At 69.8% G+C, this 24,932-nt stretch carries 23 protein-coding genes; 14 read left to right on the top strand and 9 right to left on the bottom strand.

Features of this window, described 5'->3' with window-relative positions:
* Window positions 1-12: 12 nt before the first annotated feature.
* The 4 genes from rplI to rpsF all read right to left on the bottom strand — a co-directional run bounded on the left by rplI (window position 13) and on the right by rpsF (window position 1,713).
* The gene (gene rplI / locus ABZO31_RS16500) at window positions 13-459 is read right to left on the bottom strand and encodes a 50S ribosomal protein L9 (protein ID WP_386400776.1); all 447 of its coding nucleotides are present in this window, start codon (window positions 457-459) and stop codon (window positions 13-15) included.
* 18 nt (window positions 460-477) lie between these two features.
* The gene (rpsR, locus tag ABZO31_RS16505; RefSeq protein ID WP_005315025.1) at window positions 478-714 is read right to left on the bottom strand and encodes a 30S ribosomal protein S18; all 237 of its coding nucleotides are present in this window, start codon (window positions 712-714) and stop codon (window positions 478-480) included.
* Between the two features lie 58 nt (window positions 715-772).
* Window positions 773-1,348: a single-stranded DNA-binding protein gene (locus tag ABZO31_RS16510; protein ID WP_406861988.1), complete on the bottom strand. Its 576-nt coding sequence runs from the start codon at window positions 1,346-1,348 to the stop codon at window positions 773-775.
* A gap of 74 nt (window positions 1,349-1,422) precedes the next feature.
* On the bottom strand, window positions 1,423-1,713 hold the full coding sequence (rpsF, locus tag ABZO31_RS16515; RefSeq protein WP_004950685.1) for a 30S ribosomal protein S6: 291 nt from the start codon (window positions 1,711-1,713) through the stop codon (window positions 1,423-1,425).
* 284 nt (window positions 1,714-1,997) lie between these two features.
* Between rpsF and ABZO31_RS16520 the strand changes: the two genes are divergently transcribed.
* The 3 genes from ABZO31_RS16520 (at window position 1,998) to ABZO31_RS16530 (ending at window position 4,674) form a co-directional block, all read left to right on the top strand.
* The gene (locus ABZO31_RS16520) at window positions 1,998-2,297 is read left to right on the top strand and encodes a hypothetical protein (RefSeq protein WP_406861989.1); all 300 of its coding nucleotides are present in this window, start codon (window positions 1,998-2,000) and stop codon (window positions 2,295-2,297) included.
* A 130-nt stretch (window positions 2,298-2,427) separates the two neighbouring features.
* Complete coding sequence (locus tag ABZO31_RS16525; protein WP_406861990.1) at window positions 2,428-3,546, top strand: lipid II:glycine glycyltransferase FemX; 1,119 nt, start codon at window positions 2,428-2,430, stop codon at window positions 3,544-3,546.
* Between the two features lie 96 nt (window positions 3,547-3,642).
* Window positions 3,643-4,674 carry an alanine racemase gene (locus tag ABZO31_RS16530; protein WP_406861991.1) on the top strand — a complete coding sequence of 344 codons (1,032 nt, stop codon included), beginning with the start codon at window positions 3,643-3,645 and terminating at the stop codon, window positions 4,672-4,674.
* On the opposite strand, the gene ABZO31_RS16535 is transcribed toward ABZO31_RS16530, so the two are convergent.
* Window positions 4,671-6,266: a glycosyltransferase family 87 protein gene (locus ABZO31_RS16535; RefSeq protein WP_406861992.1), complete on the bottom strand. Its 1,596-nt coding sequence runs from the start codon at window positions 6,264-6,266 to the stop codon at window positions 4,671-4,673. The two genes, ABZO31_RS16530 and ABZO31_RS16535, sit on opposite strands and share 4 nt — an antisense overlap.
* On the opposite strand from ABZO31_RS16535, the gene ABZO31_RS16540 reads away from it, so the two are divergent.
* Entirely contained in the window at window positions 6,265-6,390 is a 126-nt protein-coding gene (locus ABZO31_RS16540; protein WP_406861993.1) for a hypothetical protein, read from the top strand. The two genes, ABZO31_RS16535 and ABZO31_RS16540, sit on opposite strands and share 2 nt — an antisense overlap.
* Here ABZO31_RS16540 and ABZO31_RS16545 read toward each other — a convergent pair.
* Both ABZO31_RS16545 and ABZO31_RS16550 read right to left on the bottom strand, forming a co-directional pair.
* Window positions 6,387-8,789: a transglycosylase domain-containing protein gene (locus tag ABZO31_RS16545; protein ID WP_406861994.1), complete on the bottom strand. Its 2,403-nt coding sequence runs from the start codon at window positions 8,787-8,789 to the stop codon at window positions 6,387-6,389. The two genes, ABZO31_RS16540 and ABZO31_RS16545, sit on opposite strands and share 4 nt — an antisense overlap.
* Complete coding sequence (locus tag ABZO31_RS16550) at window positions 8,786-8,977, bottom strand: hypothetical protein (protein ID WP_406861996.1); 192 nt, start codon at window positions 8,975-8,977, stop codon at window positions 8,786-8,788. The genes ABZO31_RS16545 and ABZO31_RS16550 overlap by 4 nt, the downstream gene beginning before the upstream one ends.
* Window positions 8,978-9,487: 510 nt before the next feature.
* Between ABZO31_RS16550 and ABZO31_RS16555 the strand changes: the two genes are divergently transcribed.
* The 3 genes from ABZO31_RS16555 (at window position 9,488) to ABZO31_RS16565 (ending at window position 12,668) form a co-directional block, all read left to right on the top strand.
* Window positions 9,488-10,180 (top strand): PadR family transcriptional regulator, encoded by a 693-nt coding sequence (locus ABZO31_RS16555; RefSeq protein WP_406861998.1) that lies wholly within the window; start codon window positions 9,488-9,490, stop codon window positions 10,178-10,180.
* A 48-nt stretch (window positions 10,181-10,228) separates the two neighbouring features.
* Window positions 10,229-11,311, top strand: coding sequence for an inositol-3-phosphate synthase (locus tag ABZO31_RS16560; RefSeq protein WP_406861999.1), 1,083 nt, complete (start codon window positions 10,229-10,231; stop codon window positions 11,309-11,311).
* 106 nt (window positions 11,312-11,417) lie between these two features.
* Window positions 11,418-12,668, top strand: coding sequence for an MFS transporter (locus ABZO31_RS16565; RefSeq protein WP_406862000.1), 1,251 nt, complete (start codon window positions 11,418-11,420; stop codon window positions 12,666-12,668).
* Between the two features lie 82 nt (window positions 12,669-12,750).
* Here ABZO31_RS16565 and ABZO31_RS16570 read toward each other — a convergent pair whose 3' ends face one another.
* Window positions 12,751-14,217 carry a CCA tRNA nucleotidyltransferase gene (locus ABZO31_RS16570; RefSeq protein ID WP_406862001.1) on the bottom strand — a complete coding sequence of 489 codons (1,467 nt, stop codon included), beginning with the start codon at window positions 14,215-14,217 and terminating at the stop codon, window positions 12,751-12,753.
* 179 nt (window positions 14,218-14,396) lie between these two features.
* On the opposite strand from ABZO31_RS16570, the gene ABZO31_RS16575 reads away from it, so the two are divergent.
* The 7 genes from ABZO31_RS16575 to trxA all read left to right on the top strand — a co-directional run bounded on the left by ABZO31_RS16575 (window position 14,397) and on the right by trxA (window position 23,960).
* Complete coding sequence (locus ABZO31_RS16575) at window positions 14,397-16,757, top strand: DUF6049 family protein (protein ID WP_406862002.1); 2,361 nt, start codon at window positions 14,397-14,399, stop codon at window positions 16,755-16,757.
* A 45-nt stretch (window positions 16,758-16,802) separates the two neighbouring features.
* A complete protein-coding gene (gene murJ, locus ABZO31_RS16580) occupies window positions 16,803-19,013 on the top strand; it encodes a murein biosynthesis integral membrane protein MurJ (RefSeq protein WP_406862003.1) in 2,211 nt (736 codons plus the stop codon).
* Window positions 19,014-19,131: 118 nt separating this feature from the next.
* The gene (locus ABZO31_RS16585; RefSeq protein WP_406862004.1) at window positions 19,132-20,832 is read left to right on the top strand and encodes a serine/threonine protein kinase; all 1,701 of its coding nucleotides are present in this window, start codon (window positions 19,132-19,134) and stop codon (window positions 20,830-20,832) included.
* Window positions 20,833-20,856: 24 nt separating this feature from the next.
* Complete coding sequence (gene sigM, locus ABZO31_RS16590; protein ID WP_406862005.1) at window positions 20,857-21,555, top strand: RNA polymerase sigma factor SigM; 699 nt, start codon at window positions 20,857-20,859, stop codon at window positions 21,553-21,555.
* On the top strand, window positions 21,552-22,484 hold the full coding sequence (locus ABZO31_RS16595) for a hypothetical protein (protein ID WP_406862006.1): 933 nt from the start codon (window positions 21,552-21,554) through the stop codon (window positions 22,482-22,484). Before sigM ends, ABZO31_RS16595 begins: the two co-directional genes overlap by 4 nt.
* A gap of 124 nt (window positions 22,485-22,608) precedes the next feature.
* Complete coding sequence (trxB, locus tag ABZO31_RS16600) at window positions 22,609-23,583, top strand: thioredoxin-disulfide reductase (protein ID WP_406862007.1); 975 nt, start codon at window positions 22,609-22,611, stop codon at window positions 23,581-23,583.
* Window positions 23,584-23,630: 47 nt separating this feature from the next.
* Window positions 23,631-23,960: a thioredoxin gene (trxA, locus tag ABZO31_RS16605; RefSeq protein WP_406862008.1), complete on the top strand. Its 330-nt coding sequence runs from the start codon at window positions 23,631-23,633 to the stop codon at window positions 23,958-23,960.
* A 103-nt stretch (window positions 23,961-24,063) separates the two neighbouring features.
* On the opposite strand, the gene ABZO31_RS16610 is transcribed toward trxA, so the two are convergent.
* Window positions 24,064-24,681 (bottom strand): GNAT family N-acetyltransferase, encoded by a 618-nt coding sequence (locus ABZO31_RS16610; protein WP_393644819.1) that lies wholly within the window; start codon window positions 24,679-24,681, stop codon window positions 24,064-24,066.
* Window positions 24,682-24,932 lie beyond the last annotated feature (251 nt).

Here is a 24,932-nt window from a genome sequence, read left to right on the forward strand (position 1 = left end):
GCTGGAGCAGCGTTACGCGGCGACGACCTCGACGCCGAGCTTCGCGGCAACCTCGGGGTGCAGACGCACGGACACCTGGTGCGCGCCCAGGGTCTTGATCGGCGAACCGAGCTCGACGCGGCGCTTGTCCACGTCCGGGCCACCCGCGGTCTTGATCGCCGCAGCGATGTCGGCCGGGGTCACGGAGCCGAAGAGACGGCCGGCGTCGCCGGAGCGAACGGCCAGGCGCACCTTCGTGCCCTCGAGCTGAGCCTTGATCTCGTTGGCCTGCTCGATGGTCGCGATCTCGTGGATCTTGCGGGCGCGGCGGATCTGCGCCACGTCCTTCTCGCCACCCTTGGTCCAGCGGATCGCGAAACCACGCGGGACCAGGTAGTTGCGAGCGTAGCCGTCCTTGACGTCGACGACGTCGCCGGCCGCACCGAGGCCGGAGACCTCGTGGGTGAGGATGATCTTCATTGTTCGGTCACCCTTCCCTTATCGCGCGGTGGACGTGTAGGGCAGCAGCGCCATCTCACGGCTGTTCTTGACGGCCGTGGCGACGTCACGCTGGTGCTGCGTGCAGTTGCCGGTCACGCGACGGGCACGGATCTTGCCGCGGTCGGAAATGAACTTCCGCAGCATGTTCGTGTCCTTGTAGTCCACGTACGCGGTCTTGTCCTTGCAGAACGCGCAGACCTTCTTCTTAGGCTTGCGCACAGGCGGCTTCGCCATGGTGTTTCTCCTGTGTGATCAAGAAGTGGGGGTACGAGCTGCTTCGAGGGCCGGGGCCCTAGAAGGGAGGCTCGTCCGAGTAGCCGCCGCCGGAGTTTCCACCCCAGCCGCCCCCGCCGCCCTGCTGCTGGCCACCGGAGGGAGCTCCGGTCGCCCAGGGGTCGTCGGCGGGCTGCCCGCCCTGGCCGCCGCCGGAGTTTCCACCCCAGCCGCCGCCGCCCTGCTGCTGCTGCCCACCGCCGCCGTAGCCGCCCTGACCACCACCGCGACCGGTGGTGCGGGTGACCTTGGCCGTGGCGTTGCGCAGGCTGGGGCCGACTTCCTCGACGTCCAGCTCGAAGACCGTGCGCTTGACGCCCTCGCGGTCGTCGTACGACCGCTGCTTCAGCCGGCCCTGCACGACGACGCGCATGCCCTTCTGAAGCGACTCGGCGACGTTCTCCGCGGCCTGACGCCAGACCGAGCAGGTCAGGAACAGGCTCTCGCCGTCCTTCCACTCGTTGGTCTGACGGTCGAAGGTGCGCGGAGTGGACGCGACGCGGAACTTCGCTACCGCGGCACCGGAGGGGGTGAAGCGCAGCTCGGGGTCGTCGACGAGATTGCCGACGACCGTGATGACGGTCTCGCCTGCCATGGGTGAACCTCTCGGCGGGATTGCTTGGCTGCTTTTACGTGCTACTCGAACCCGTTGACCTCTGAGCTAGAAGCTCAGTGGGTCTCGGGGCGGAGGACCTTGGTCCGGAGGACCGACTCGTTCAGGTTCATCTGGCGGTCGAGCTCCTTGACGACCGCAGGCTCGGCCTGCAGGTCGATGACCGAGTAGATGCCCTCGGGCTTCTTCTTGATCTCGTAGGCGAGACGACGACGGCCCCAGGTGTCGACCTTCTCGACCTTTCCGTTGCCCTCACGGACGACGGAGAGGAAGTTCTCGATCAGCGGGGAGACAGCGCGCTCCTCGAGATCGGGGTCGAGGATGACCATCACCTCGTAGTGACGCATGTGGAACCCACCTCCTTTGGACTCAGCGGCCACGGTCGTTCCGTGGCAGGAGGGTCGTGATGCGTAGCGACGGTATCGGCGCCCACTGACAATCCCCCTCGGCGAGCGAGGGGCGACGTCGGAGCCCGAGTCGGGCCCGGGCAGACACCGGCGCAGACCGTACAGAGTACCCGCACATCGGCTTCCGGTTGAAATCCGGCGGTGGGGGGACGCAATCTGTACACATCGGATACGGGCGGCGCTACGATGCGCCGCCTTCCGGCAGGCACGCCAGGAGGTGCCCCATGGCTCAGGCAATGCGACCCAACACCGGCCACTCCCTCTTCGCCACCGACGGCAAGCCGCACCCGCTCCAGGACACGCTGGTCGGGGTGACGCTCTTCCTCGGAGTCCTCTCCTTCATCACCGCGCAGTTCCACGATCTGCACGTGCTGGCGTCCTGGGCCGGGCTGATCGGCATCCTGACGGGGGCCTACGGACAGTTCATCTCGGTGACCACGAGGGAGCGCTTCGCCTTGATCGTCGGACTCGGCGCCTCCGGAGTGGGCTTCTATCTCGGCATGTTCTACGGGGGCCTCGCCTGAGGCGTCCCGGGGCAGCCCGCAGGCCGAGGGCCGCACGGCCATTCGGGGCGCTCCCCGGGTCACAGTAGGCTTCGCGCGAGAGCCGGAGCCCCTGGACCGATGGGGACACACCAGCCGAGGAGCGCCCCGCATGAGCCTGACCCTGAGGACCATCAGCCGAGAGCAGCATCTGGCCTACATCCAGAGCCTGCCCGCGGCGAGCCACTGCCAGGTCCCTGCATGGGCGGACGTGAAGACCGAGTGGCGCTCGGAGAACCTCGGCTGGTTCGACAAGAACGGCGAGCTGGTCGGCGCCGGTCTGGTGCTCTACCGGCAGCTGCCCAAGCTCAAGCGCTACCTCGCGTACCTGCCCGAGGGCCCGGTCATCAACTGGTACGCGCCCAACCTCGACGACTGGCTGCAGCCGATGCTGGCGCACCTGAAGCAGCAGGGCGCCTTCTCCGTGAAGATGGGCCCCCCGGTCGTCATCCGCCGCTGGGACGCGGCCGCCATCAAGTCCGGCATCCAGGACCCGGACGTGAAGCGCCTCAAGGACGTCCAGGCCACCCACGTCGAGCCGCGCGCCTTCGAGGTCGCCGACCGGCTGCGCCGTATGGGCTGGCAGCAGGGCGAGGACGGCGGCGCCGGCTTCGGCGACGTCCAGCCCCGCTACGTCTTCCAGGTCCCGCTGGCCAACCGCTCCCTGGACGATGTCCTCAAGGGCTTCAACCAGCTGTGGCGGCGCAACATCAAGAAGGCCGAGAAGGCCGGCGTCGAAGTCGTCCAGGGCGGCTACGAGGACCTCGCCGAGTGGCAGCGCCTGTACGAGATCACGGCCGTCCGCGACAAGTTCCGCCCGCGCCCGCTGTCGTACTTCCAGCGCATGTGGTCCGTCCTCAACTCCGAGGACCCCAACCGCATGCGGCTCTACTTCGCCCGCCACGACGGCGTGAACCTGTCCGCCGCGACGATGCTCGTCGTCGGCGGCCACGTCTGGTACTCGTACGGCGCCTCCGACAACATCGGCCGCGAGGTCCGTCCGTCGAACGCGATGCAGTGGCGCATGCTGCGCGACGCGTACGCGATGGGCGCCACGGTCTACGACCTGCGGGGCATCTCCGACTCGCTCGACGAGACCGACCACCTCTTCGGCCTGATCCAGTTCAAGGTCGGCACGGGCGGCGAGGCCGTCGAGTACGTCGGCGAGTGGGACTTCCCGCTGAACAAGCTGCTGCACAAGGCGCTCGACATCTACATGTCGCGCCGCTGAGTGTTGCGTAGTCTCGTAGCTCGCATGCACGTCGCTCGCACACGTCTCTGACGCACGCCCCGCAGAACCGCCCCGCAGAAAGGCTCCGGACCGGCCATGGCGCTCTCCCTCTACGTCGACACCGCTCGCTGGCGGGCGCACCAGAAGTCCGTGATCCAGCAGTTCCCGGGCCTGGTCCCGGTCTGCAAGGGCAACGGGTACGGCTTCGGACACGAGCGGCTGGCCGACGAGGCGGCGCGCTTCGGTGCGGACATGCTGGCCGTGGGCACCACCTACGAGGCGGCGAGCATCAAGGACTGGTTCGGCGGCGATCTGCTGGTCCTCACCCCCTTCCGGCGCGGCGAGGAGCCCGTGCCGCTGCCGGACCGGGTCATCCGCTCGGTCTCGTCGGTGGACGGCGTGCACGCCCTGGTGGGCGCCCGCGTCGTCATCGAGTGCATGAGCTCCATGAAGCGCCACGGCATCCGCGAGGAGGAGCTGGGACAGCTCCACGCCGCCATCGAGGACGTGCGCCTGGAGGGCTTCGCGCTGCACCTGCCGCTCGACCGCACCGACGGCACGGACGCCGTCGAGGAGGTCATCGGCTGGATGGACCGGCTGCGGGCCGCCCGGCTGCCGCTGCACACCATGTTCGTGAGCCATCTGCGGGCCGAGGAGCAGGCGCGGCTGCAGCAGCAGTTCCCGCAGACCCGGTTCCGCGCCCGGATCGGCACCCGGCTGTGGCTGGGCGACCACGAGGCGACCGAGTACCGCGGCGCGGTGCTCGACGTCACCCGTGTGGCCAAGGGGGAACGGTTCGGCTACCGGCAGCAGAAGGCCGCCTCGGACGGCTGGCTGGTCGTCGTCGCCGGCGGCACCTCGCACGGTGTCGGCCTGGAGGCCCCCAAGGCCATGCACGGCGTGATGCCGCGCGCCAAGGGCGTGGCCCGCGCGGGCCTGGCGACGGTCAACCGGAACCTGTCGCCCTTCGTCTGGGCCGGCAAGCAGCGCTGGTTCGCCGAGCCGCCGCACATGCAGGTGTCGATCCTGTTCGTGCCCTCGGACGCCCAGGAGCCGAAGGTCGGCGACGAGCTGGTCGCCCACCTGCGCCACACGACCACCCAGTACGACCGGCTGGTCGACCGCTAGTCCGGCACCGGCCCCACGGGGCCCGCGGTCCCGCGCGAGTCCGGCGGTCCCTCGGCCCTGCGTGCATCCTGCGGCTCCTCGGTCCCGCGTGCGTCCTGCGGCTCCTCCGGCAGCTCGTCGGCGAGTCCCCACTCCACCCGGGGCCCGTCCACGGCGTGCGCCGCGTGCCGGGCCGGCCGGGCCGCCCTGCCCCGTACGAAGACGTCCTCGGCGCCGTCCAGGACGCCGCCCGAGGGGTCGTCGGAGCCGTCCCGCCGCACCCCGTCCTTCTCCGGCATCAGGATGTCGCGGACGATCATCGCGCACAGGAACAGCGTGCCGAGCAGGTGCAGCAGGATCGCGAACTGGTAGCCCTCGGTGGGCAGGCCCTGCTTGTTGCCGCTGGTCGTGTACGCCAGGTACGTCCAGATCCCGAGGAAGTACATGACCTCGCAGGTCTGCCAGATCAGGAAGTCGCGCCAGCGCGGCCGGGCCAGCGCCGCCAGCGGGATCAGCCAGAGCACGTACTGCGGCGAGTAGACCTTGTTGGTGAGGATGAACGCGGCGACGACCAGGAACGCGAGCTGGGTGAACCGCGGCCGGCGCGGCGCGGTGAGCGCCAGCAGGGCGATTCCGGCGCAGGCGAGCAGCATCAGCAGGATCGCGTAGGTGTTGGCGGTCTCGGGCGCGATCGGCCGGCCGGTGCGCTGGGTGATGATCAGCCAGAAGGAGCCGAAGTCCACGTTGCGTTCCTGGCTGAACGTGTAGAACTTCTTCCAGCCGACCGGTGCCAGGACCATCACCGGCAGATTCACGACCAGCCAGGAAGCGGCCGCGCCGAGCAGGGCCGCCCCGAACTCCCGCCACTTCCACGCCCGCCAGCACAGCAGGAACAGCGGGCCGAGCAGCAGCACCGGGTAGAGCTTGGCCGCCGTGGCGAGACCGATGAGGATGCCGAAGGCGAGCGCACGGCCGCGCGACCACATGAGCATGGCCGCGGCGGTGAGGGCCACGGCGAGCAGGTCCCAGTTGATCGTGGCGGTCAGCGCGAAGGCCGGCGCCAGGGCGACCAGAAGGCCGTCCCAGGGGCGGTGGCGGTGGGTGCGGGCCACGCAGACGGCCATGACCGCGGCGCAGATCAGCAGCATGGCCGCGTTGACCATCCAGTACATCTGCTCGCGGTGCATCAGGTCCTCGCCGCCGGGCGTCAGCCAGGACGCGACCTCCATGAAGAGGCCGGTGAGCACCGGGTACTCGAGGTACTCCATGTCGCCGCTGAGCCGGTCGAAGTAGGGGATCAGCCCGTCGGCGAAGCCGCGCCCGACGAAGAGGTGCGGGATGTCGGAGTAGCAGGCGTGCATGTACTGCGAGGTGGCCCCGCGGAACCAGGCCCAGTTGTAGCAGGGGAGCTTCTGCACCATGCCGAGTGCGAACATCCCGATGGCCACCAGGGCGATGACGCGCACCGGGGTGAGGGAGTGCCCGCCCGTCCGGGCCCAGCGTCCGAAGGGCCCGCCGAGCAGCTCGCTGCCCGCGGCGGCGACCTCGTCCTGTCGGGTGGGCTGCACCACGGGCCGGTCCTGCCCCGGGCGGGTGTTCTGGTGGCTCGGCATGGGGGACATCCTGCCGTACGCACCCGGGAACGCGGCGAGGGCCGCCGTGGCCGGGATCGTACGGGTGTACGTCCTGGTCACGGCGGCCCTCAAGGGCACTGCTCGTGGCGGTTGCGGCGGCTAGCCGTCCGTTCCGCCGAAGAAGCCTCCGCCTCCGTCTGTCTTCCCGCCGTTTCCGTTGCCGCCTGGACCTGCCGTCTCGGTGGGTGTGCCGCTGGGCAGTCCGGTACTGCCGTCGGTGGTGCCGTCGGTGGTACCACCGTCGGTCGCCCCTCCGTCGGTCGTGCCGCCGTCCTGGCCGCCCGTGGTGTTGCAGTCGAAGTCCCACACGTCACAGGTCTTGCCGGGCTTGGGCCGGTTGGACGGCTGCTGCGTCGGCAGCGTGGTCGGCATGTCGGACGGGCTGCCCGAGGGGGAGTCCGTCGGCGTGGGCTTCGGGCTGGAGGCACCGCCACCGAAGACGGCCTCGGCGTCGGTCAGCTTCTCCGGCTCGGGGAACTTCTTGACCGGTGAGCCCACGAGCGCCTGGGTCATGTAGTCGTTCCAGATCCGCGACGGGAACGACGAACCGTGGATCGTCTGCTGACCACCCGTGTTGTACATCTTCAGGAACTCGCGCTTCCCGCTCTTCGCGTCGTCGGGGAAGCGGTACATGTCGATCGCGGTCGACAGCTGCGGGGTGTAGCCGACGAACCAGGCCGACTTGTTGTCATCGGTCGTACCGGTCTTGCCGGCGACCTGACGTCCCGGAATGGCGGCCTTGCGGCCGGTGCCCTCGGGGTCGTCGACGACGGAGCGCAGGACGTCCGTGACGTTGCTGGCCACGGCGGTGCTGAAGGCCCGCGTCGACTTGTCCTCGTGCTTGTAGACGAGCACACCGGCCTTCTTCGCCTCCTCGACGGAGTACGGCTCGTGCTGCTCGCCGTTGGTCGCGAAGGTGGCGTAGGAGCCGGCCATGCGGATGGCGCTCGGGGAGGAGATACCGAGGGAGAACGACGGGACCTCACCCTTGACCAGCGAGTCCTCCTTGAGCCCGGCCTTCTTGGCCGCGTCACGCACCTTGTCGATGCCGACGTCCATGCCCAGCTGCACGAACGGCGAGTTGGCCGACTTGACCATCGCGCGGCGCAGACTGATGGGCCCGTAGCTCTCGTCGCCCTCGTTGGCCTGCTTCCACTCCTCGCCCTTCTCGTTGTGCCAGATCGAACCGTCGTAGTTCTTGACCACGAGATTGTGCTTGCCGCTGTAGCGGCTCTTGTCGGGGTCGACCTTCGTCCGGATGGAGGGGTCCTTCGGATCCCGGACTCCGTCCGTCATGGCCGCAGCCAGCACGAAGGGCTTGAACGTCGATCCCACCTGGGCGCCGGTCGTGTCGGCGTTGTTGGTGAAGTGCTTGGTCGCGTCCACACCGCCGTAGATCGCGACGATGGCACCCGTCTCGGGATTGACCGAGGCACCGCCGAACTGGACGTGGGTGTCGTACTCGGGGCGCTTCTTGGGATCGATGTACTCGTCGAGGATCTTCTGGACGGACTTGTTGAGCGCGTCGACCTTCGGCTTTTCGAACGTCGTGTGGATCTCGTAGCCGCCCTGGGCGAGCTGCTCCTCGGTGATGCCCTTGTCGTTGTTGTTGAGGAAGTACGCCTTGGCGAGGCTCACCAGGTAGCCCGTCTGGCCGATGAGCGCCGCGTCCTTCTTCGGCTGGATCGTCGCCGGGAAGGTGGGGAACTTGGCACGCTCCGCGGCGCTCAGGGACCCGTCGTTGACCATCTCGCCGAGGATCCAGTCCCAGCGCTTGGTCGCACGATCGAGGTTCTTCTCCGGACTCGCCTCCGTGTCGATCTCGGGAGCGCCCGCGGGGTCGTAGTACGTGGCGCCCTTCAGCACCGCCGCGAGGAAGGCACACTCGCTGACGTTCAGCTGGTCGGCGTCCTTGTCGTAGTACGCACGTGCCGCGGCCTGGAGGCCGTAGGCGCCGCGGCCGTAATACGCCGTGTTGAGGTAGCCCGCCATGATCTTGGGCTTGTCGTACGTGTTGCCGACCTTCATCGAGATGAAGAGCTCCTTGACCTTGCGGGTCATGGTCTGCGACTGGTCGGCGAGCCGGTTGTTCTTCACGTACTGCTGGGTGATGGTCGAGCCACCCTGGGTCTGTCCGCCCCTGGCCATGTTGAACACGGCCCGGCCGATGCCCATCGGATCGATGCCCGAGTCGGTCCAGAACGTCTTGTTCTCGGCCGAGACCACCGCGTCCTGCATCGCCTTCGGGATGGCTTCGTACGCGAGGATCTGGCGGTTCACCTCACCACCGGTGGCGGCCAGCCGCGTGCCGTCCGCGTAGTAGTAGATGTTGTTCTGCGCCTTGGCGGCATCGTCCTCGTTGGGGACTACCACCATCGAGTACGCGATCGTCGCCCCGCCCATCAGCAGGCCGAGGAACGCCAGCGTGAGGCCGGAGACCAGCTTCCAGGAGGGCGTCCAGCGACGCCAGCCGTACTTCCCGTACCGCGGGTAGTCGATCATGCGCTTCCGGCCCGGCGGACGACCGCCGCCGCGGCCGTGACCGCCGTCGTAACCGCCGCCTCCGCCGCCACGTCGGCCGCCGCCACCGTGGCCGCCCGCACCGCCTCCGGCCGCACGTCTCCCGCCGCCGCCGCGCTGAGCGGCGCGTCGGGCCGCAGCCCGGCCGCCGTAAGGGGGCTCCTCGCCATAGGACGAGGACGCGGACCCGGTGCTGACATCACGCGCCTGGGGCCTTCTGCCCATCGGCTGCTGGGCGGCGCGTCGGGCCGCTGCCCTTCCGCCGGCGGGCGGCTGCGGCTGCGGCGATCTGCGACGGTGCTCGCTCATCGAACGACTACTCCTCGGGCAGGCGCATGGGCCTGGAAGCGGCAACTGGTTCCGGTCCCCCCGAAATGAATACGGACAAGCCTCCGGAGGGGCTCATCCGCACCACTGCAGCCGGTATATCGAGAGCACTGACGTGCATCCGTGCCTCCTGGTTCCCGGTGGTCTGCATGCCGCACAGACTACGCACGGCCAAAACCTGCCTAGGACTGAAGTTCACCTCAAATCAGGCAAGTCGCTTCCACCGAATTGACAATGTGACGCCGGTCACGCGAGCCCCACTTGTCGCGACCGGAGGGCCGTTCTATCGTCAGGATGTATCGAGCCGATACATCAGTACGGCATATGAGTCCCGGCGGCGGAGGAGGCGGTGCATGAGCAGACGCTCCGGAATCCTGGAGTTCGCCGTCCTCGGCCTGCTCCGCGAGGCCCCGATGCACGGGTACGAGCTGCGGAAGCGGCTCAACACCTCGCTGGGGATCTTCCGCGCGTTCAGCTACGGCACCCTCTATCCCTGCCTCAAGACGCTGGTCGCCAACGGCTGGTTGATCGAGGAACCCGGCAGCGCCCCTGAGGACGCTCTGGCGACGTCGCTCGCCGGACGCCGGGCGAAGATCGTGTACCGGCTGACGGCGGAAGGTAAGGAGCACTTCGAGGAGCTCCTGTCCCGCACCGGCCCGGACAGCTGGGAGGACGAGCACTTCGCCGCCCGCTTCGCCTTCTTCGGCCAGACCGAGCGCGAGGTGCGGATGCGCGTCCTCGAAGGCCGGCGCAGCCGGCTGGAGGAGCGTCTGGAGAAGATGCGGGCCTCCCTCGCCAGGACGCGTGAACGCCTCGACGACTACACACTTGAGCTGCAGCGCCACGGCATGGAGTCCGTGGAGCGCGAAGTGCGCTGGCTGAACGAGCTCATCGAGAGCGAGCGGGCGGGACGGGACCGGCGATCCGGCCCCGAGAACCCCGAGGACCCCGCTCGACGGGACGACAGTACTTCTGGAGAAACGGGCGGCCTGCCCCGGCACGGGGGCAGTACCCGGCCGGATCCGTCCGACGACACCACCAAGTGAGGGACTGCCTCCAGCAGGCCCTCCGAGATCACACAGGGAGCAACCGGAATGGGTTCGGTTCGCGTAGCCATCGTCGGCGTGGGCAACTGCGCCGCCTCGCTGGTGCAGGGCGTCGAGTACTACAAGGACGCCGACCCGGCGACCAAGGTGCCGGGTCTGATGCACGTCCAGTTCGGCGACTACCACGTGCGCGACGTCGAGTTCGTGGCCGCCTTCGACGTGGACGCGAAGAAGGTCGGTCTCGACCTGGCGGACGCCATCGGCGCCAGCGAGAACAACACCATCAAGATCTGCGACGTCCCGCAGACCGGCGTGACCGTCCAGCGCGGCCACACGCACGACGGCCTGGGCAAGTACTACCGCCAGACCATCGAGGAGTCCGCCGAGGCCCCGGTGGACGTCGTCCAGATCCTGAAGGACAAGCAGGTCGACGTCCTCGTCTGCTACCTGCCCGTGGGCTCCGAGGCCGCGGCGAAGTTCTACGCCCAGTGCGCCATCGACGCCAAGGTCGCCTTCGTCAACGCCCTCCCGGTCTTCATCGCCGGCACCAAGGAGTGGGCGGACAAGTTCACCGAGGCGGGCGTCCCGATCGTCGGCGACGACATCAAGTCCCAGGTCGGCGCCACCATCACGCACCGCGTCATGGCGAAGCTCTTCGAGGACCGCGGTGTCCGCCTGGAGCGCACCATGCAGCTGAACGTCGGCGGCAACATGGACTTCAAGAACATGCTCGAGCGCGAGCGCCTGGAGTCCAAGAAGATCTCGAAGACGCAGGCTGTCACCTCGCAGATCCCGGACCGCGACCTGGGCGACAAGAACGTCCACATCGGCCCGTCGGACTACGTGGCCTGGCTGGACGACCGCAAGTGGGCCTACGTCCGCCTCGAGGGCCGTGCGTTCGGCGACGTCCCGCTGAACCTGGAGTACAAGCTCGAGGTCTGGGACTCCCCGAACTCGGCCGGTGTCATCATCGACGCCCTGCGCGCCGCGAAGATCGCCAAGGACCGCGGCATCGGCGGCCCGATCCTCTCGGCCTCCTCGTACTTCATGAAGTCCCCGCCGGTGCAGTACTTCGACGACGAGGCCTTCGAGAACGTCGAGAAGTTCATCAAGGGCGAGGTCGAGCGCTGAGCACTCCCCAGGAGCGCTGAGTCGTGACCGACGGCAGAGGGTCCCCGCGGCAAACGCCCGGGGACCCTCTGCCGTTTGCGCGTCACGGTATGTGAGTCTTGCTGCCATGCCCGTCGTACGTGATCTGCGCGTACTCCTGCGCCTGACGAACTTCCGTCGTCTGCTCGCCGTCCGGCTGCTGTCCCAGTGCGCGGACGGCGTCTATCAGGTCGCCCTGGCCACGTACGTCGTCTTCTCCCCGGAGAAGGAGACCTCACCCGCGGCCATCGCCTCGGCGATGGCGGTGCTGCTGCTGCCGTACTCGCTCGTCGGCCCCTTCGCGGGGGTGCTCCTGGACCGCTGGCAGCGCCGGCAGGTCTTCCTCTACGGCAACCTGCTCCGTGCCCTGCTCGCCTCCGGCACGGCCCTCCTCATCCTCGCCCCCGTCCCGGACTGGCTCTTCTACGCCTCCGCGCTCTCGGTCACCGCCGTGAACCGCTTCGTTCTCGCCGGGCTCTCGGCCGCGCTCCCCCGGGTCGTGGACGAGGAGCGTCTGGTCATCGCCAACTCGCTGTCACCGACCGCCGGCACCCTGGCCGCCACCGCCGGTGGCGGCCTCGCCTTCGGCGTACGGCTGATCGCCTCCGACTCCGACGCGGCGGTGGTAGCCCTGGGTGCGGCGCTCTACCTCTGTTCGGCGCTCGCCGCCCTGCGCATGCCCCGCACTCTGCTCGGACCCGACCCGGGACAGGTGCAGCCCCGGCTCACGGCCGCGATCGCCTCGACCGCCCGAGGGCTGGTGGAGGGGCTGCGCCATCTGGCCGAGCGCCGGCCGGCGGCACGCGCGCTGGGCGCGATGACGGTGATGCGCTTCTGCTACGGCGCGCTCACGGTGGCCGTGCTGATGCTCTGCCGGTACTCCTGGGGCCAGACCGAGTCAGACGGGCTCGCCCTTCTGGGGCTGGCCGTCGCCGTCTCGGGTGCGGGGTTCTTCGCCGCAGCGGTGGTCTCGCCGTGGACCGTGGGGCGGCTGGGTCCGTTCGGTTGGATGACGGTGTGCGCCGCGTCGGCCGCGGTCCTGGAGCCGGCACTGGGCCTGACGTTCGCGCCCGTGCCCTTCATGATCGCCGCGTTCGTCCTGGGGCTGGCCACTCAGGGCACGAAGATCGCGACGGACACCGTCGTGCAGACCTCGGTGGACGACGCCTACCGCGGCCGGGTCTTCTCGCTCTACGACGTCCTGTTCAACGTCGCCTTCGTCGCCGCGGCCGGGGTGGCGGCCCTGATCCTCCCTGCGGACGGCCGATCCGTACCGCTGGTCGTGATGGTCGCCGTCCTGTACGCCGGCGTGGCACTGTCCCTCCGCCGGACAGCATGAGGGGCGATGTTTCACGTGAAACATCGCCCCGCACTCACCTCGTCCCGTCGATGTTTCACGTGAAACATCGACCGGGTGCGAGTCAGCTCTGCGTCGCCCACCACTCCTTGAGTGCGGCGACCGCTTGGTCGTGCTCCATCGGCCCGTTCTCCAGGCGCAGCTCCAGCAGGAACTTGTACGCCTGGCCGACGGCCGGACCCGGGCTGATCCCGAGGGTCTCCTGGATCTGGTTGCCGTCCAGGTCGGGCCGGATCGCGTCCAGCTCCTCCTGCTCCTGGAGCTGGGCGATCCGCTCCTCCAGGCCGTCATAGGTCCGCGACAGAGCGGCGGCCTTGCGCTTGTTCCGCGTGGTGCAGTCCGAGCGGGTCAGCTTGTGCAGCCGCGTCAGCAGCGGGCCGGCGTCGCGCACATAGCGCCGCACCGCGGAGTCGGTCCACTCCCCGGAGCCATAGCCGTGGAAACGCAGATGCAGCTCGACGAGACGGGAGACGTCCTTGATCATCTCGTTCGAGTACTTCAGCGCCGTCATGCGCTTCTTCGTCATCTTCGCCCCGACCACCTCGTGGTGGTGGAACGAGACCCGGCCGTCCTTCTCGAAGCGGCGGGTGCGCGGCTTGCCGATGTCGTGCAGCAGGGCCGCGAGGCGCAGGACGAGGTCGGGGCCGGCTTCCTCCAGCGCGATCGCCTGGTCCAGAACGGTCAGCGAGTGCTCGTAGACGTCCTTGTGCCGGTGGTGCTCGTCACTCTCCAGACGCAGGGCCGGCAGCTCGGGCAGCACGTGATCGGCGAGCCCGGTGTCCACGAGCAGCCCGAGGCCCTTGCGCGGGTACGTGGCGAGCAGCAGCTTGTTGAGCTCGTCCCGGACCCGCTCCGCGGAGACGATCTCGATGCGCTCGGCCATCTCCTTCATGGCCACCACGACCTCGGGCGCCACCTCGAAGTCGAGCTGCGCGGCGAAGCGCGCGGCCCGCATCATGCGCAGCGGGTCGTCGGAGAAGGACTCCTCGGGGGTACCGGGGGTGCGCAGCACACGCGCGGCGAGGTCCTCCAGACCGCCGTACGGGTCGATGAACTCCTTCTCCGGCAGCGCGACCGCCATCGCGTTCACCGTGAAGTCCCGGCGCACCAGGTCCTGCTCGATGGAGTCGCCGTAGGAGACCTCGGGCTTGCGCGAGGTCCGGTCGTACGCCTCGGAGCGGTACGTGGTCACCTCGATCTCGAAGCGCTGCACCGTGTCCCCGACCCGGGCGTCCTTCTGGCAGCCGACCGTCCCGAAAGCGATCCCGACCTCCCAGACCGCGTCCGCCCACGGGCGGACGATCTTCAGCACGTCCTCGGGACGGGCATCGGTGGTGAAGTCGAGGTCGTTGCCGAGCCGCCCGAGCAATGCGTCGCGCACCGAGCCGCCGACCAGCGCGAGACGGAAACCCGCCTCCTGGAAACGGCGCGCGAGGTCGTCGGCGGCAGGGGAGACGCGCAGCAGCTCGCTGACCGCGCGGCGTTGCACCTGGCTCAGTGCAGTCGGGTTGTCTTCGTTGGCGTTCGGCACAACAGAAAAGGGTACGTGGCCGCACCGCCCGGAGCGCCCCCGATTTCACCCGCCACCGAGGATGATCACAACTGCTGGAGCAGTCCCCAGCACTTCGCCACAGCGTGCCTCGTTACCATGCGTGGACACAGCACGGGCAAGCACCGACACCACAGACAACGACGAGGACGGGCGAACGCGTGGCCGAGGCGGCAGACATCCAGGGGACCTCTCCCTCACCTGCCCGCCGGTTGCTCCGGCGCACGGCCTCTCTGGCGGCCGCGGCGCCGCTGCTGGCCGGCCTGCTCCAGGTACCCGTCGCGTCGGCCGCGCCGCCGCCCGCGTCCGGGCCCGTCGCCGAGAAGGAGCCCACCGGCTCACGGACGGTGGATGTGTCGCTCGACACACTGGCGCCGAGCGCCCCGCTGGAGGGCGACACCCTCACGATCAGCGGCACGGTGACCAACAACGGCCGCCAGGACGTCACCGCCGCGACCGTGGACCTGCGCGTGGGTCCCTCGCTCGACAACCGCAGCTCGATCGACGAGGCAGCGGGACGCACCGGCTACCGGGCCGAGAGTGACCCGGCCCCGCTCGGCGGCTCCTACACCGTCAAGATCCCGCAGCTGGGCTCCGGGCTCAGCAAGGACTTCACGCTCTCCGTGCCGGTCGCCAAGCTCGGCCTGGACGACCCCGGGGTCTACCAGCTCGGCGTCTCCCTCACCGGGCGCACCTCCCCCCAGGGCTTCGACCGGGTCCTCGGCATCGAGCGGACCTTCCTGCCCTGGCAGCCCGAGGCCACCACGAAGAAGACCCAGCTCACCTACCTGTGGCCGCTGATCTCCTCGGCCCGCGTCTCCGCCGAGACCGCCCCCGACGACCAGCAGACGCCCGTCTTCGAGAACGACGACCTCGCCGCCGAGCTCGCCCCCGGCGGCCGGCTCGAGCGCATGGTCGCGCTCGGCAAGGAACTGCCGGTCACCTGGGTGATCGACCCGGACCTGCTCGCCACCGTGGACGCCATGACGAACAACTACAGCGTCAAGAGCGGCACCGACACGGTGCAGGGCAGGAACCAGGCGGTCGCCGAGCAGTGGCTGAGCTCCCTGGAGAAGGCGGTGGCCGGCAAGAAGGTGGTCGCGCTGCCCTTCGCCGACCCCGATCTCGCCTCCCTGGCCCACCGGGGCAAGGATGTCTCCGGCTCGCTGGGCCAGCTCAAGCCGGCCACCGAGGTCGCCAGGACCACCGTGGAGACGATCCTCCATGTGACGCCGGACACCGACTTCGCCTGGCCGGTCGAGGGCGCGGTCGACCCGGCCATCGTGGACGTCGCCACCTCGGCCGGCGCCCGCAAGGTCATCGCCCGCAGCGACAGCCTCCGCGACGACCTCAGCTACACGCCCACGGCGGCCCGCCCGATCGGCGGCGGCACCACCGCGGTCGTCGCCGACTCCACGCTCTCCACGCTCTTCCAGAGCGACATGACCCGGGCCGAGAACTCCACCCTCGCGGTGCAGCGCTTCCTCGCCCAGACGCTGGCCATCACCCAGCAGGCCCCCGACAAGTCCCGCAGCATCGTCGTCGCCCCGCAGCGGATGCCGACCGCCGCCCAGGCCCAGACGATGGCGACCGCGCTGCGAGGGCTGGCGGCGCAGCGCTGGACGGGGTCACTGGACCTGATCGCCGCGGCCGCGGTCCGCCCGGACCCCCGGGCGGAGACGGACGTCCCGAGCAGCTCCCGGTACCCGCAGAAGCTGCGCAAGCGGGAACTGCCGGTCGAGGCGTTCCGCGACATGAAGAGGACCCAGGAGGAGCTGGACGGCTTCGAGGTCATCCTCACCATGCCGCAGCGCGTGGTGACCCCGTTCGGCAACGCGATCAGCCGCATGATGTCGACCTCCTGGCGTGGCCAGGCCCCCGCCGCCGCGCTGTACCGGATCGAGGTTCTCGACTACCTGCAGAGCCTCACCGAGGAGGTCCGGCTGATCGACAAGTCCGACCTGACCCTCTCCGGCCGCAGCGCGACCATCCCGGTCACCGTGCAGAACAGACTGCTGCAGGGGGTGGACAACCTGGAGCTCCGGCTCACGTCCACCAAGCCGACCCGTCTGCACCTCAACGACGGCGACGAGACGGCGGCAGCGTCGGTGAAGATCGACGGCGGACACAGCCAGTCGGTGAAGTTCACCGCCTCGGCGAACGCCAACGGCCCGGTCTCCATGACCGCCCAGCTGTACACCGAAGACGGCAAGCCGTACGGCCGCCCGATGACCTTCACCGTGAAGGTCTCCGAGATCACCCCGACCGTGATGCTGGTCATCGCGGGCGGCGTCCTGCTCCTGGTGCTCGCCGGCATCCGGATGTACACCCAGCGCAAGCGCGCCGCGGCCAGGAACGCCGAGGCGGAGGCCGCTGCGGAGTCGGAGGACGCGGAGAACGGGACGGAGAGCGAGACGGAGGCTGCGGAGGGCGACGATCCTGAGCAGCCGAGTGACCCGACGCCGGACACCGGTCCCGAAAGCGGCGACCCGTCGGGCACGGGTGAGAAAGTGGACCGTTGAGCGATGTCGTGGCCGGTCGGCCGGGGACGATGAGGTGGGGTAAGCATGAACGCGCCGTACGACGGTGACCGCGGCCAGGGCCCGGGCAGCGCAGCTACGCCGTCCGGCGAGACGCCCGCGCCGCCGCCGGGGCCCGGCCAGGACCAGGCGCCGCCGCCCGGGGCCCCGGCCCCGCACGGGCAGGACCAGTACGCGCAGGACCCCTACGTCCAGGACGCCTACGACCACGACCCGTACCGGGCGCAGGACCTGTCCGCCCAGGACCCGGTGTCGGAGGCGCTCTACGACCGGGCCGCGCACCCCCCGCCCCCGCCGGGCACCTACGCCGACCCGCAGCCGCTCTACCAGCAGCCGGCCTCGCCCCAGCACGCGCCCGACCCGCGGGTGTGGGCGCAGACCCCGGCGCCCGAGCCCGACGGTCCGTCCCGGCACCTGCCGTACGGCGACGACGCCCGCTCGGTCCAGTTCACCGGCGTCGACGACCTGGTGACCCGGGCCGGCGAGGAGACCCCCGAGCCGGACGCCTTCGCGCACCTGTACCGGGACCAGCAGACCCCCGGCGGCCAGGTGCCGCCCCCCGCTCCGGAGCCGGATCCGATGCCCGCGCCCGCACCGAAGAAGTCGGGAGGCCGGGCCTCCGGACTTCTCAAGTCCAGCGCCGTCATGGCGGCCGGCACCCTCGTCTCCCGGCTGACCGGCTTCGTCCGCAGCCTGGTGATCACCGGTGCGCTCGGCGCCGCCCTGCTCGGCGACACCTTCACCGTCGCGTACACGCTGCCGACGATGATCTACATCCTCACCGTCGGCGGCGGCCTCAACTCGGTCTTCGTGCCGCAACTGGTCCGGTCGATGAAGAACGACGAGGACGGCGGCGAGGCGTACGCCAACCGTCTGCTCACCCTCGTCATGGTGGCACTCGGCGCGATCGTGGCCGTCGCCGTGTTCGCCGCCCCGCTGCTGATCCGGCTGATGTCCAACACCATCGCCGACAACCCCGACGCCAACGGCGTCGCCGTCACCTTCGCCCGTTACTGCCTGCCCACCATCTTCTTCATGGGCGTGCACGTGGTGATGGGTCAGATCCTGAACGCCCGCGGCAAGTTCGGCGCGATGATGTGGACCCCGGTCCTCAACAACATCGTGATGATCGTGACGTTCGGCCTGTTCATCTGGGTCTACGGCTCGTCCGCGGAGTCCCGCATGGGCGTCACCACCATCCCGGACGAGGGCATCCGCCTCCTCGGCATCGGCACCCTGCTCGGTCTGGTCGTCCAGGCCCTGGCGATGATCCCGTACCTGCGGGAGACCGGCTTCCGCTTCCGGCCCCGATTCGACTGGAAGGGCCACGGCCTCGGCAAGACCGTCAAACTGGCCAAGTGGACCGTCCTGTTCGTCCTCGCCAACCAGGCCGGCGTGCTCGTCGTGACCCAGCTGGCCACCGCCGCGGGCGAGGCCTCCGGCAAGGACGGCGCGGGCTTCCTCGCCTACTCCAACGCCCAGCTGATCTGGGGCATGCCGCAGGCGATCATCACCGTCTCCGTCATGGCGGCGCTGCTGCCCCGTATCTCCCGCGCCGCCCACGACGACGACCCGGGCGCGGTCCGCGACGACATCTCGCAGGGCCTGCGGAACTCCGCCGTGGCGATCGTCCCGGTCTCCTTCGCCTTCCTGGCGCTCGGCGTCCCGATGTGCACCCTGCTGTACGCGTCCAGCGGCGTCGAGGCCGCCCAGGGCATGGGCTTCATCCTGATGGCCTTCGGCCTCGGCCTGATCCCGTACTCGGTCCAGTACGTCGTCCTGCGCGGCTTCTACGCCTACGAGGACACGCGGACGCCCTTCTACAACACGGTCATCGTCGCCGGCGTCAACGCGGCCGCCTCGGCGGCCTGTTACTTCGTGCTGCCCTCGCAGTGGGCGGTCGTCGGCATGGCCGCGTCCTACGGCCTCGCCTACATGGTGGGCGTCGGCGTCGCCTGGAAGCGGCTGCGCAACCGGCTCGGCGGCGACCTGGACGGCGTGCACGTACTGCGCACCTACGCCCGTCTGAGCCTGGCCTCACTGCCCGCCGCGGTGGTGGCCGGCGCGGTCGGCTTCGGCCTTCTGAAAACGCTCGGCAACGGCGCGTTCGGCTCGCTGGTGGCCCTCGTCGTCGGCAGCGTGGTGCTGTTCGGACTGTTCTTCGTCGCGGCCCGCCGGATGCGGATCGCGGAGCTCAACTCCATGGTCGGCATGGTGCGCGGCCGTCTCGGCCGTTAGATCGATCGGTTCCGCACAACCATCGTCCGCCGCCGCGTGTCGTGCATAGCGCCGGACTGTGGGCACAATTGGCATGGCTGTTGGAAGTGGCGCAACGGATGGGGAGGCAGGAACGACGGTGGCGGAACGTAGCACGGCTGCCGTCGACGTGGCCGACAACAGCGGTGACGACCCGCTGACCGCCCAGGCGGACACGGCCGCGACCGACGGGGTGGCGGACACGCAGGACAACACGGAGAAGACCGCGCCGGACGCGGACGGCGGCGACGACGGGAAGAGGAGCGACCCACAACCCGTCATCGAGGCGCCGGAACTCCACAGCGGCCACAAACTGGCCAGACGGTACCGGCTGGAGGAGTGCGTCACTCGTCTGGACGGTTTCAGCAGTTGGCGGGCCGTCGACGAGAAACTCCGGCGGGCCGTCGGCGTGCATGTGCTGCCCGCCGACCACCCGCGCGCCCGGTCGGTGCTGGCGGCCGCACGGTCCGCCGCCCTGCTCGGCGACCCCCGGTTCGTCCAGGTCCTCGACGCCGTCGAGGAGAACGACCTGGTCTACGTGGTGCACGAGTGGCTCCCGGACTCCACCGAGCTGACCGCTCTGCTCGCGGCCGGGCCCATGGAGCCGCACGACGCGTACCAGCTCGTCTCACAGGTCTCCCAGGCCATGGCCGCCGCCCACCGCGAGGGCCTGGCCCACCTCCGGCTCACGCCCAGCGCCGTACTGCGCAGCTCCACCGGCCAGTACCGGGTCCGCGGCCTGGCCGTGAACGCCGCCCTGCGCGGCATCAGTGCCGAGCGCCCGCAGCGCACCGACACGGAGGCGATCGGCGCGCTGCTGTACGCCGCGCTCACCCAGCGCTGGCCGTACGACAACGACGCCTACGGACTGAGCGGACTCCCCAAGGACGTCGGTCTGATCGCCCCTGACCAGGTGCGAGCCGGCGTGCACCGCGGACTCTCCGAGATCGCCATGCGCGCCCTGGCCAACGACGGCGCCACGGCCTCACGCCAGGAGCCGCCCTGCACCACGCCGGACGAGCTCGCCAAGGCCGTCGCGGCGATGCCGCGGATCCGGCCCCCGGAGCCCGAGTTCCCGGCCCCGGCCGAGTACCAGCGCACCACGTACCAGCAGGGCACGTACGGCAGTCGGCAGACCCGGCCTGCCGTCACGCAGCCGCTGCCGCAGCCGCCCGCCCCGCTGCAGTCCCGCACCGGCAAGGCCCTGAAGTGGGCCGTGTCCGCCCTGCTCATCGCCGCGCTCGGCCTGGGCAGCTGGCAGGTGGCCGACAAGCTCCTTGACCGCAACAAGGAGAAGGAACCGCCCCGGACCACGCAGCCGGAGAGCACCGAGAACAAGCAGCCCGAGAACTCCGGACGGCCGGTCGAGATCGTCGAGGCCTACGACTTCGACCCGCTCGGCGACGGCTCGGAGAACCACTCGCAGATAAAGAGCGCCTACGACGGCGATCCCAGCACCTCGTGGCCGACCAGCAGCTATCGCGGCTACCCCAAGCTCGGCAATCTGAAGGAAGGCGTGGGCCTCGTCCTGGACCTCGGCAAGGTCCAGCAGGTCGGCAAGGTCGAGGTCACCTTCGAGGGCGCCACCGCGGTCGAACTGCGCACCGCGCCCGAGAGCGCCGGCTCCCGACCCGGCGCACCCAGTGACTACGCCACCCAGGCATCGGAGAAGGGCTCCCATGTGACCCTCACCCCGGACAAGCCGGTGAAGACGCGCTACGTCCTCATCTGGCTGACCGAACTGCCGAGTGCCGACGGTGGTTACCGCGGCCAGGTCGCGGATATCAAGATCACGAGCTGACGGCGCAGGGGAGGGGGCTCACCGGTGGACGAACAAGGCGGTCTCAGCGATCAGGAACTCCTGGCGCGCCATGTGGCCGGGGACCCGGACGCCTTCGGTGAGCTCGTGCGCCGGCACCGGGACCGGCTGTGGGCGGTCGCCCTGCGCACCCTGGGGGACCGCGAGGAGGCCGCCGACGCCGTCCAGGACGCCCTCGTCTCCGCCTTCCGTGCCGCCCACACCTTCCGGGGCCAGTCGGCGGTCACGACGTGGCTCCACCGGATCACCGTCAACGCCTGTCTCGACCGCGCCCGCAAGGCAGCCTCCCGCAAGACCTCGCCCGTCGACGACACCACCCGCCTGGAACAGCTCCTCGAACCCCACGAGTCCGCCGAGGCCCCCGCCGAACGGCAGGACCTGCACCGGGAGCTGCTCCGGGCGCTCGCCACACTTCCCGCCGACCAGCGCGCCGCGCTCGTTCTGGTAGACATGCAGGGCTACCCCGTCGCCGAGGCCGCCCGCATCCTCGACGTCCCCACCGGAACCGTGAAGAGCCGTTGTGCGCGCGGCCGGGCCCGACTGGTCCCGCTGCTCACTCATCTGCGCACGGACACAGGGGGTAACGAGCCTCCCGACGGGGGAAGGAACCGGACGCCAGGGACATCCGTCCCACCGGTGTCGAGGCGATCGGATACGGGACCCAACGGTCCAGCTGCTGTGAAGGGCGGAGGTGGGCGCGCGTGACATCCACGACCGGCAGGGCCGACACGACACAACACCCGGATGTCTCGGAGATCTCCGACCTCACCGAGGGCCTGCTGCCGCCGGCGCGGACATCCGCCGTGCGCAGACACCTCGACGGCTGTGCCCTCTGCGCGGACGTGCGCACCAGCCTGGAGGAGATCCGCGGCCTCCTCGGCACGCTGCCCGGGCCCGCCCGGATGCCGGCCGACATCGCGGGCCGGATCGACGCCGCGCTCGCCGCCGAAGCGCTCCTCAGCGCCACCGCCCCGGACACCGCGGCACATGTTTCACGTGAAACACCGGCCGGAGCTCAGAGCGACGCTCCGGCAGCCGAACCCTCGGCCGTGCCCTCCACGGCCGCCGACCGCCCCGCAGGGCGCCCTCGGGCCGCCACGGGCCCCGGACGGCCGTCCGGCCGCCGACGCCGCCGCGTCGCTGTGCTCGGTGGTGTCCTCGGCGCCGCCGTCCTCGGTCTGGGCACGCTGCTCCTCCAGCCCGGCGGGCTGCAGAACGCCGCGGAGAGCGGCGACAAGAAGGTCGACGCCGCGGCGAGCGGTGCGGACGCCCGGTTCTCCGGCGAGGGCATCGACCAGCGCGTCCACGAACTCCTGGGACGCGACGGGTCCCGCACCATCCCCAAGGGCGTCGCACCCGACTCCATGAGCACCGAGTCCGAGGGCAACACCCCGATGCGCAACGCGGACTCCACGCTGCCGGGCTGCGTACGCGCCGGCATCGACCGGCCGGACCCCGTCGTCCTCGCCTTCCAACCAGGCGACTACCAGGGCACGCGCGCCTATCTCGTCGTCCTCCCCCACGCCACGGACAGCTCCCAGGTCCAGGCGTACGTCCTCGACGCCTCCTGCGCCGAGGGCGGCGGCGGTGCCAAGGCCGACGTGCTGCTGACCCACCCCTACCCTCGTACCTGACGCTTTGCCGTGCCGCGCGGCGGATCCGGGAATGCATCACCCTTAGGATCCGTTGGGTGGGGTGAGAGTCACCGAACCCGCCACCGTAGGCAGTAGGCAGTCTGCAGAGACGAGGAAGAAACCCGTGAGCGACGTCCGTAACGTGATCATCATCGGCTCCGGGCCCGCGGGTTACACCGCCGCGCTCTACACAGCGCGCGCGTCGCTGAAGCCGCTGGTCTTCGAGGGTGCTGTCACCGCCGGTGGCGCCCTGATGAACACGACCGACGTGGAGAACTTCCCCGGCTTCCGTGACGGCATCATGGGCCCGGACCTGATGGACAACATGCGCGCCCAGGCCGAGCGCTTCGGCGCCGAGCTGGTCCCGGACGACGTCGTCGCCGTGGACCTCACCGGCGAGATCAAGACCGTCACGGACACCGCCGGCACCGTGCACCGCGCCAAGGCCGTCATCGTCACCACGGGCTCCCAGCACCGCAAGCTGGGCCTGCCCAACGAGGACGTGCTCTCCGGCCGCGGCGTCTCCTGGTGCGCCACCTGCGACGGCTTCTTCTTCAAGGAGCAGGACATCGCCGTGATCGGCGGCGGCGACACCGCGATGGAGGAGGCCACCTTCCTCTCGCGCTTCGCCAAGTCGGTGACGATCGTCCACCGCCGTGACTCGCTGCGTGCCTCGAAGGCGATGCAGGAGCGGGCCTTCGCCGACCCGAAGATCAAGTTCGCCTGGGACAGCGAGGTCGCCGAGATCCACGGCGAGCAGAAGCTCTCCGGTCTGACCCTGCGCAACACCAAGACCGGCGAGACCAGCGAACTCCCCGTCACCGGCCTGTTCATCGCGGTCGGCCACGACCCGCGCACCGAGCTGTTCAAGGGTCAGCTTGAGCTGGACGAGGAGGGCTACCTGAAGGTGGACGCGCCCTCGACCCGCACCAACCTGACCGGTGTCTTCGGCGCCGGCGATGTCGTCGACCACACCTACCGCCAGGCGATCACCGCTGCGGGCACCGGTTGCTCCGCCGCCCTCGACGCCGAGCGTTTCCTCGCCGCTCTCGCCGACGGCGAGAAGGCCGGAGAGCCCGCCCGGACCACCGCCGTCTGAGGCCCGCCCTCCCCACCCCACACCCCGCGAAGCAGAAGGAGGCCGCCGTGGCCGATCTGAAGAACGTGACCGACAAGACCTTCGAGGCAGACGTCCTCAAGAGCGACAAGCCCGTCCTGGTGGACTTCTGGGCGGCCTGGTGCGGCCCCTGCCGCCAGATCGCGCCCTCGCTCGAGGCCATCGCCGCGGAGCACGGTGACAAGATCGAGATCGTCAAGCTGAACATCGACGAGAACCCGGACACGGCTGCGAAGTACGGCGTCATGTCGATCCCGACCATGAACGTCTACCAGGGCGGCGAGGTCGTGAAGACGATCGTCGGCGCCAAGCCGAAGGCCGCCATCGTGCGCGACCTCGAGGCCTTCATCGGGGAGTGAACACGTAGGCCCCACGCCTCCGTGTGTTTCACGTGAAACACGAACGGCCCGCCCCCACTCGGGGGCGGGCCGTCGTCGTACGAGGCCCTTGCAGGACCCGGCGCTACAGCGGCCGCAGGGCGGGCTCCTTCTGCACCGCCCCCAACAGCCGGTCCAGGGCCATCTCGACGTCCTCCTTCCAGGAGAGCGTCGTCCGCAGCTCCAGCCGCAGCCGCGGATGCGCCGGGTGCGGCCGCACCGTCTTGAAGCCCACCGCCAGAAGATGGTCTGCCGGCAACACGCAGGCCGGCTCCTTCCAGCGTGCGTCGCCGAAGGCCTCGATCGCCCGGAAGCCGCGCCGCAGCAGATCCTTGGCGACCGTCTGCACCATCACCCGGCCCAGGCCCTGTCCCTGATAGCCCGGCATGATCCAGGCCGTCATCAACTGGACGGCATCCGCCGACACCGGGCTCGTGGGGAACGCCATCGACCGGGGCACATAGGCGGGGGGAGCGTAGAGCACGAAACCGACGGGCAATTCGTCGACGTAGACGACCCGGCCGCACGAACCCCACTCCAGAAGCACGGCGGAGATCCAGGCCTCCTTCTCCAACTCCGGACGACCCGCCCTTACCGCGGCCTCTCCGCTGACCGCGTCAAGCTCCCAGAAGACACACGAGCGGCAGCGCTTCGGGAGGTCCGGAAGATTGTCCAGGGTGAGCGGTACGAGTCGACGCCCCACGGGTCCTCACTTCCCTCACGTGCCGCACCGCGAGCCTGCGCCAGCGCGCTGCGCTCCCTCAGCAGACTGCCGAGGAAGCCGCCGACCACACCCAGGCCCAAGCCCGCCGTCACCCATCGGCCGCGGCTCACCTCTTGCATGGCCCCGCCCCTCTCTGAGCCGGTTCACGGTGGATATGCCATACCTGAACGCATCGTATCCATCGGACACTCGGGCGGACACCGAGCGAAGGCAAAGGGCGGATCGTGTTC

Origin of the sequence: Streptomyces solicamelliae (genome assembly GCF_045348655.1) — a bacterium.
Classification (GTDB): Bacteria; Actinomycetota; Actinomycetes; order Streptomycetales; family Streptomycetaceae; genus Streptomyces; species Streptomyces solicamelliae.

Coding starts and splice junctions, on each gene's coding strand:
- rplI (WP_386400776.1), bottom strand. CDS start 459: ATGAAGATCATCCTCACCCACGAGGTCTCCGGCCTCGGTGCGGCCGGC.
- rpsR (WP_005315025.1), bottom strand. CDS start 714: ATGGCGAAGCCGCCTGTGCGCAAGCCTAAGAAGAAGGTCTGCGCGTTC.
- ABZO31_RS16510 (WP_406861988.1), bottom strand. CDS start 1,348: ATGGCAGGCGAGACCGTCATCACGGTCGTCGGCAATCTCGTCGACGAC.
- rpsF (WP_004950685.1), bottom strand. CDS start 1,713: ATGCGTCACTACGAGGTGATGGTCATCCTCGACCCCGATCTCGAGGAG.
- ABZO31_RS16520 (WP_406861989.1), top strand. CDS start 1,998: ATGGCTCAGGCAATGCGACCCAACACCGGCCACTCCCTCTTCGCCACC.
- ABZO31_RS16525 (WP_406861990.1), top strand. CDS start 2,428: ATGAGCCTGACCCTGAGGACCATCAGCCGAGAGCAGCATCTGGCCTAC.
- ABZO31_RS16530 (WP_406861991.1), top strand. CDS start 3,643: ATGGCGCTCTCCCTCTACGTCGACACCGCTCGCTGGCGGGCGCACCAG.
- ABZO31_RS16540 (WP_406861993.1), top strand. CDS start 6,265: ATGGGGGACATCCTGCCGTACGCACCCGGGAACGCGGCGAGGGCCGCC.
- ABZO31_RS16535 (WP_406861992.1), bottom strand. CDS start 6,266: ATGCCGAGCCACCAGAACACCCGCCCGGGGCAGGACCGGCCCGTGGTG.
- ABZO31_RS16545 (WP_406861994.1), bottom strand. CDS start 8,789: ATGATCGACTACCCGCGGTACGGGAAGTACGGCTGGCGTCGCTGGACG.
- ABZO31_RS16550 (WP_406861996.1), bottom strand. CDS start 8,977: ATGGCGAGGAGCCCCCTTACGGCGGCCGGGCTGCGGCCCGACGCGCCG.
- ABZO31_RS16555 (WP_406861998.1), top strand. CDS start 9,488: ATGAGCAGACGCTCCGGAATCCTGGAGTTCGCCGTCCTCGGCCTGCTC.
- ABZO31_RS16560 (WP_406861999.1), top strand. CDS start 10,229: ATGGGTTCGGTTCGCGTAGCCATCGTCGGCGTGGGCAACTGCGCCGCC.
- ABZO31_RS16565 (WP_406862000.1), top strand. CDS start 11,418: ATGCCCGTCGTACGTGATCTGCGCGTACTCCTGCGCCTGACGAACTTC.
- murJ (WP_406862003.1), top strand. CDS start 16,803: ATGAACGCGCCGTACGACGGTGACCGCGGCCAGGGCCCGGGCAGCGCA.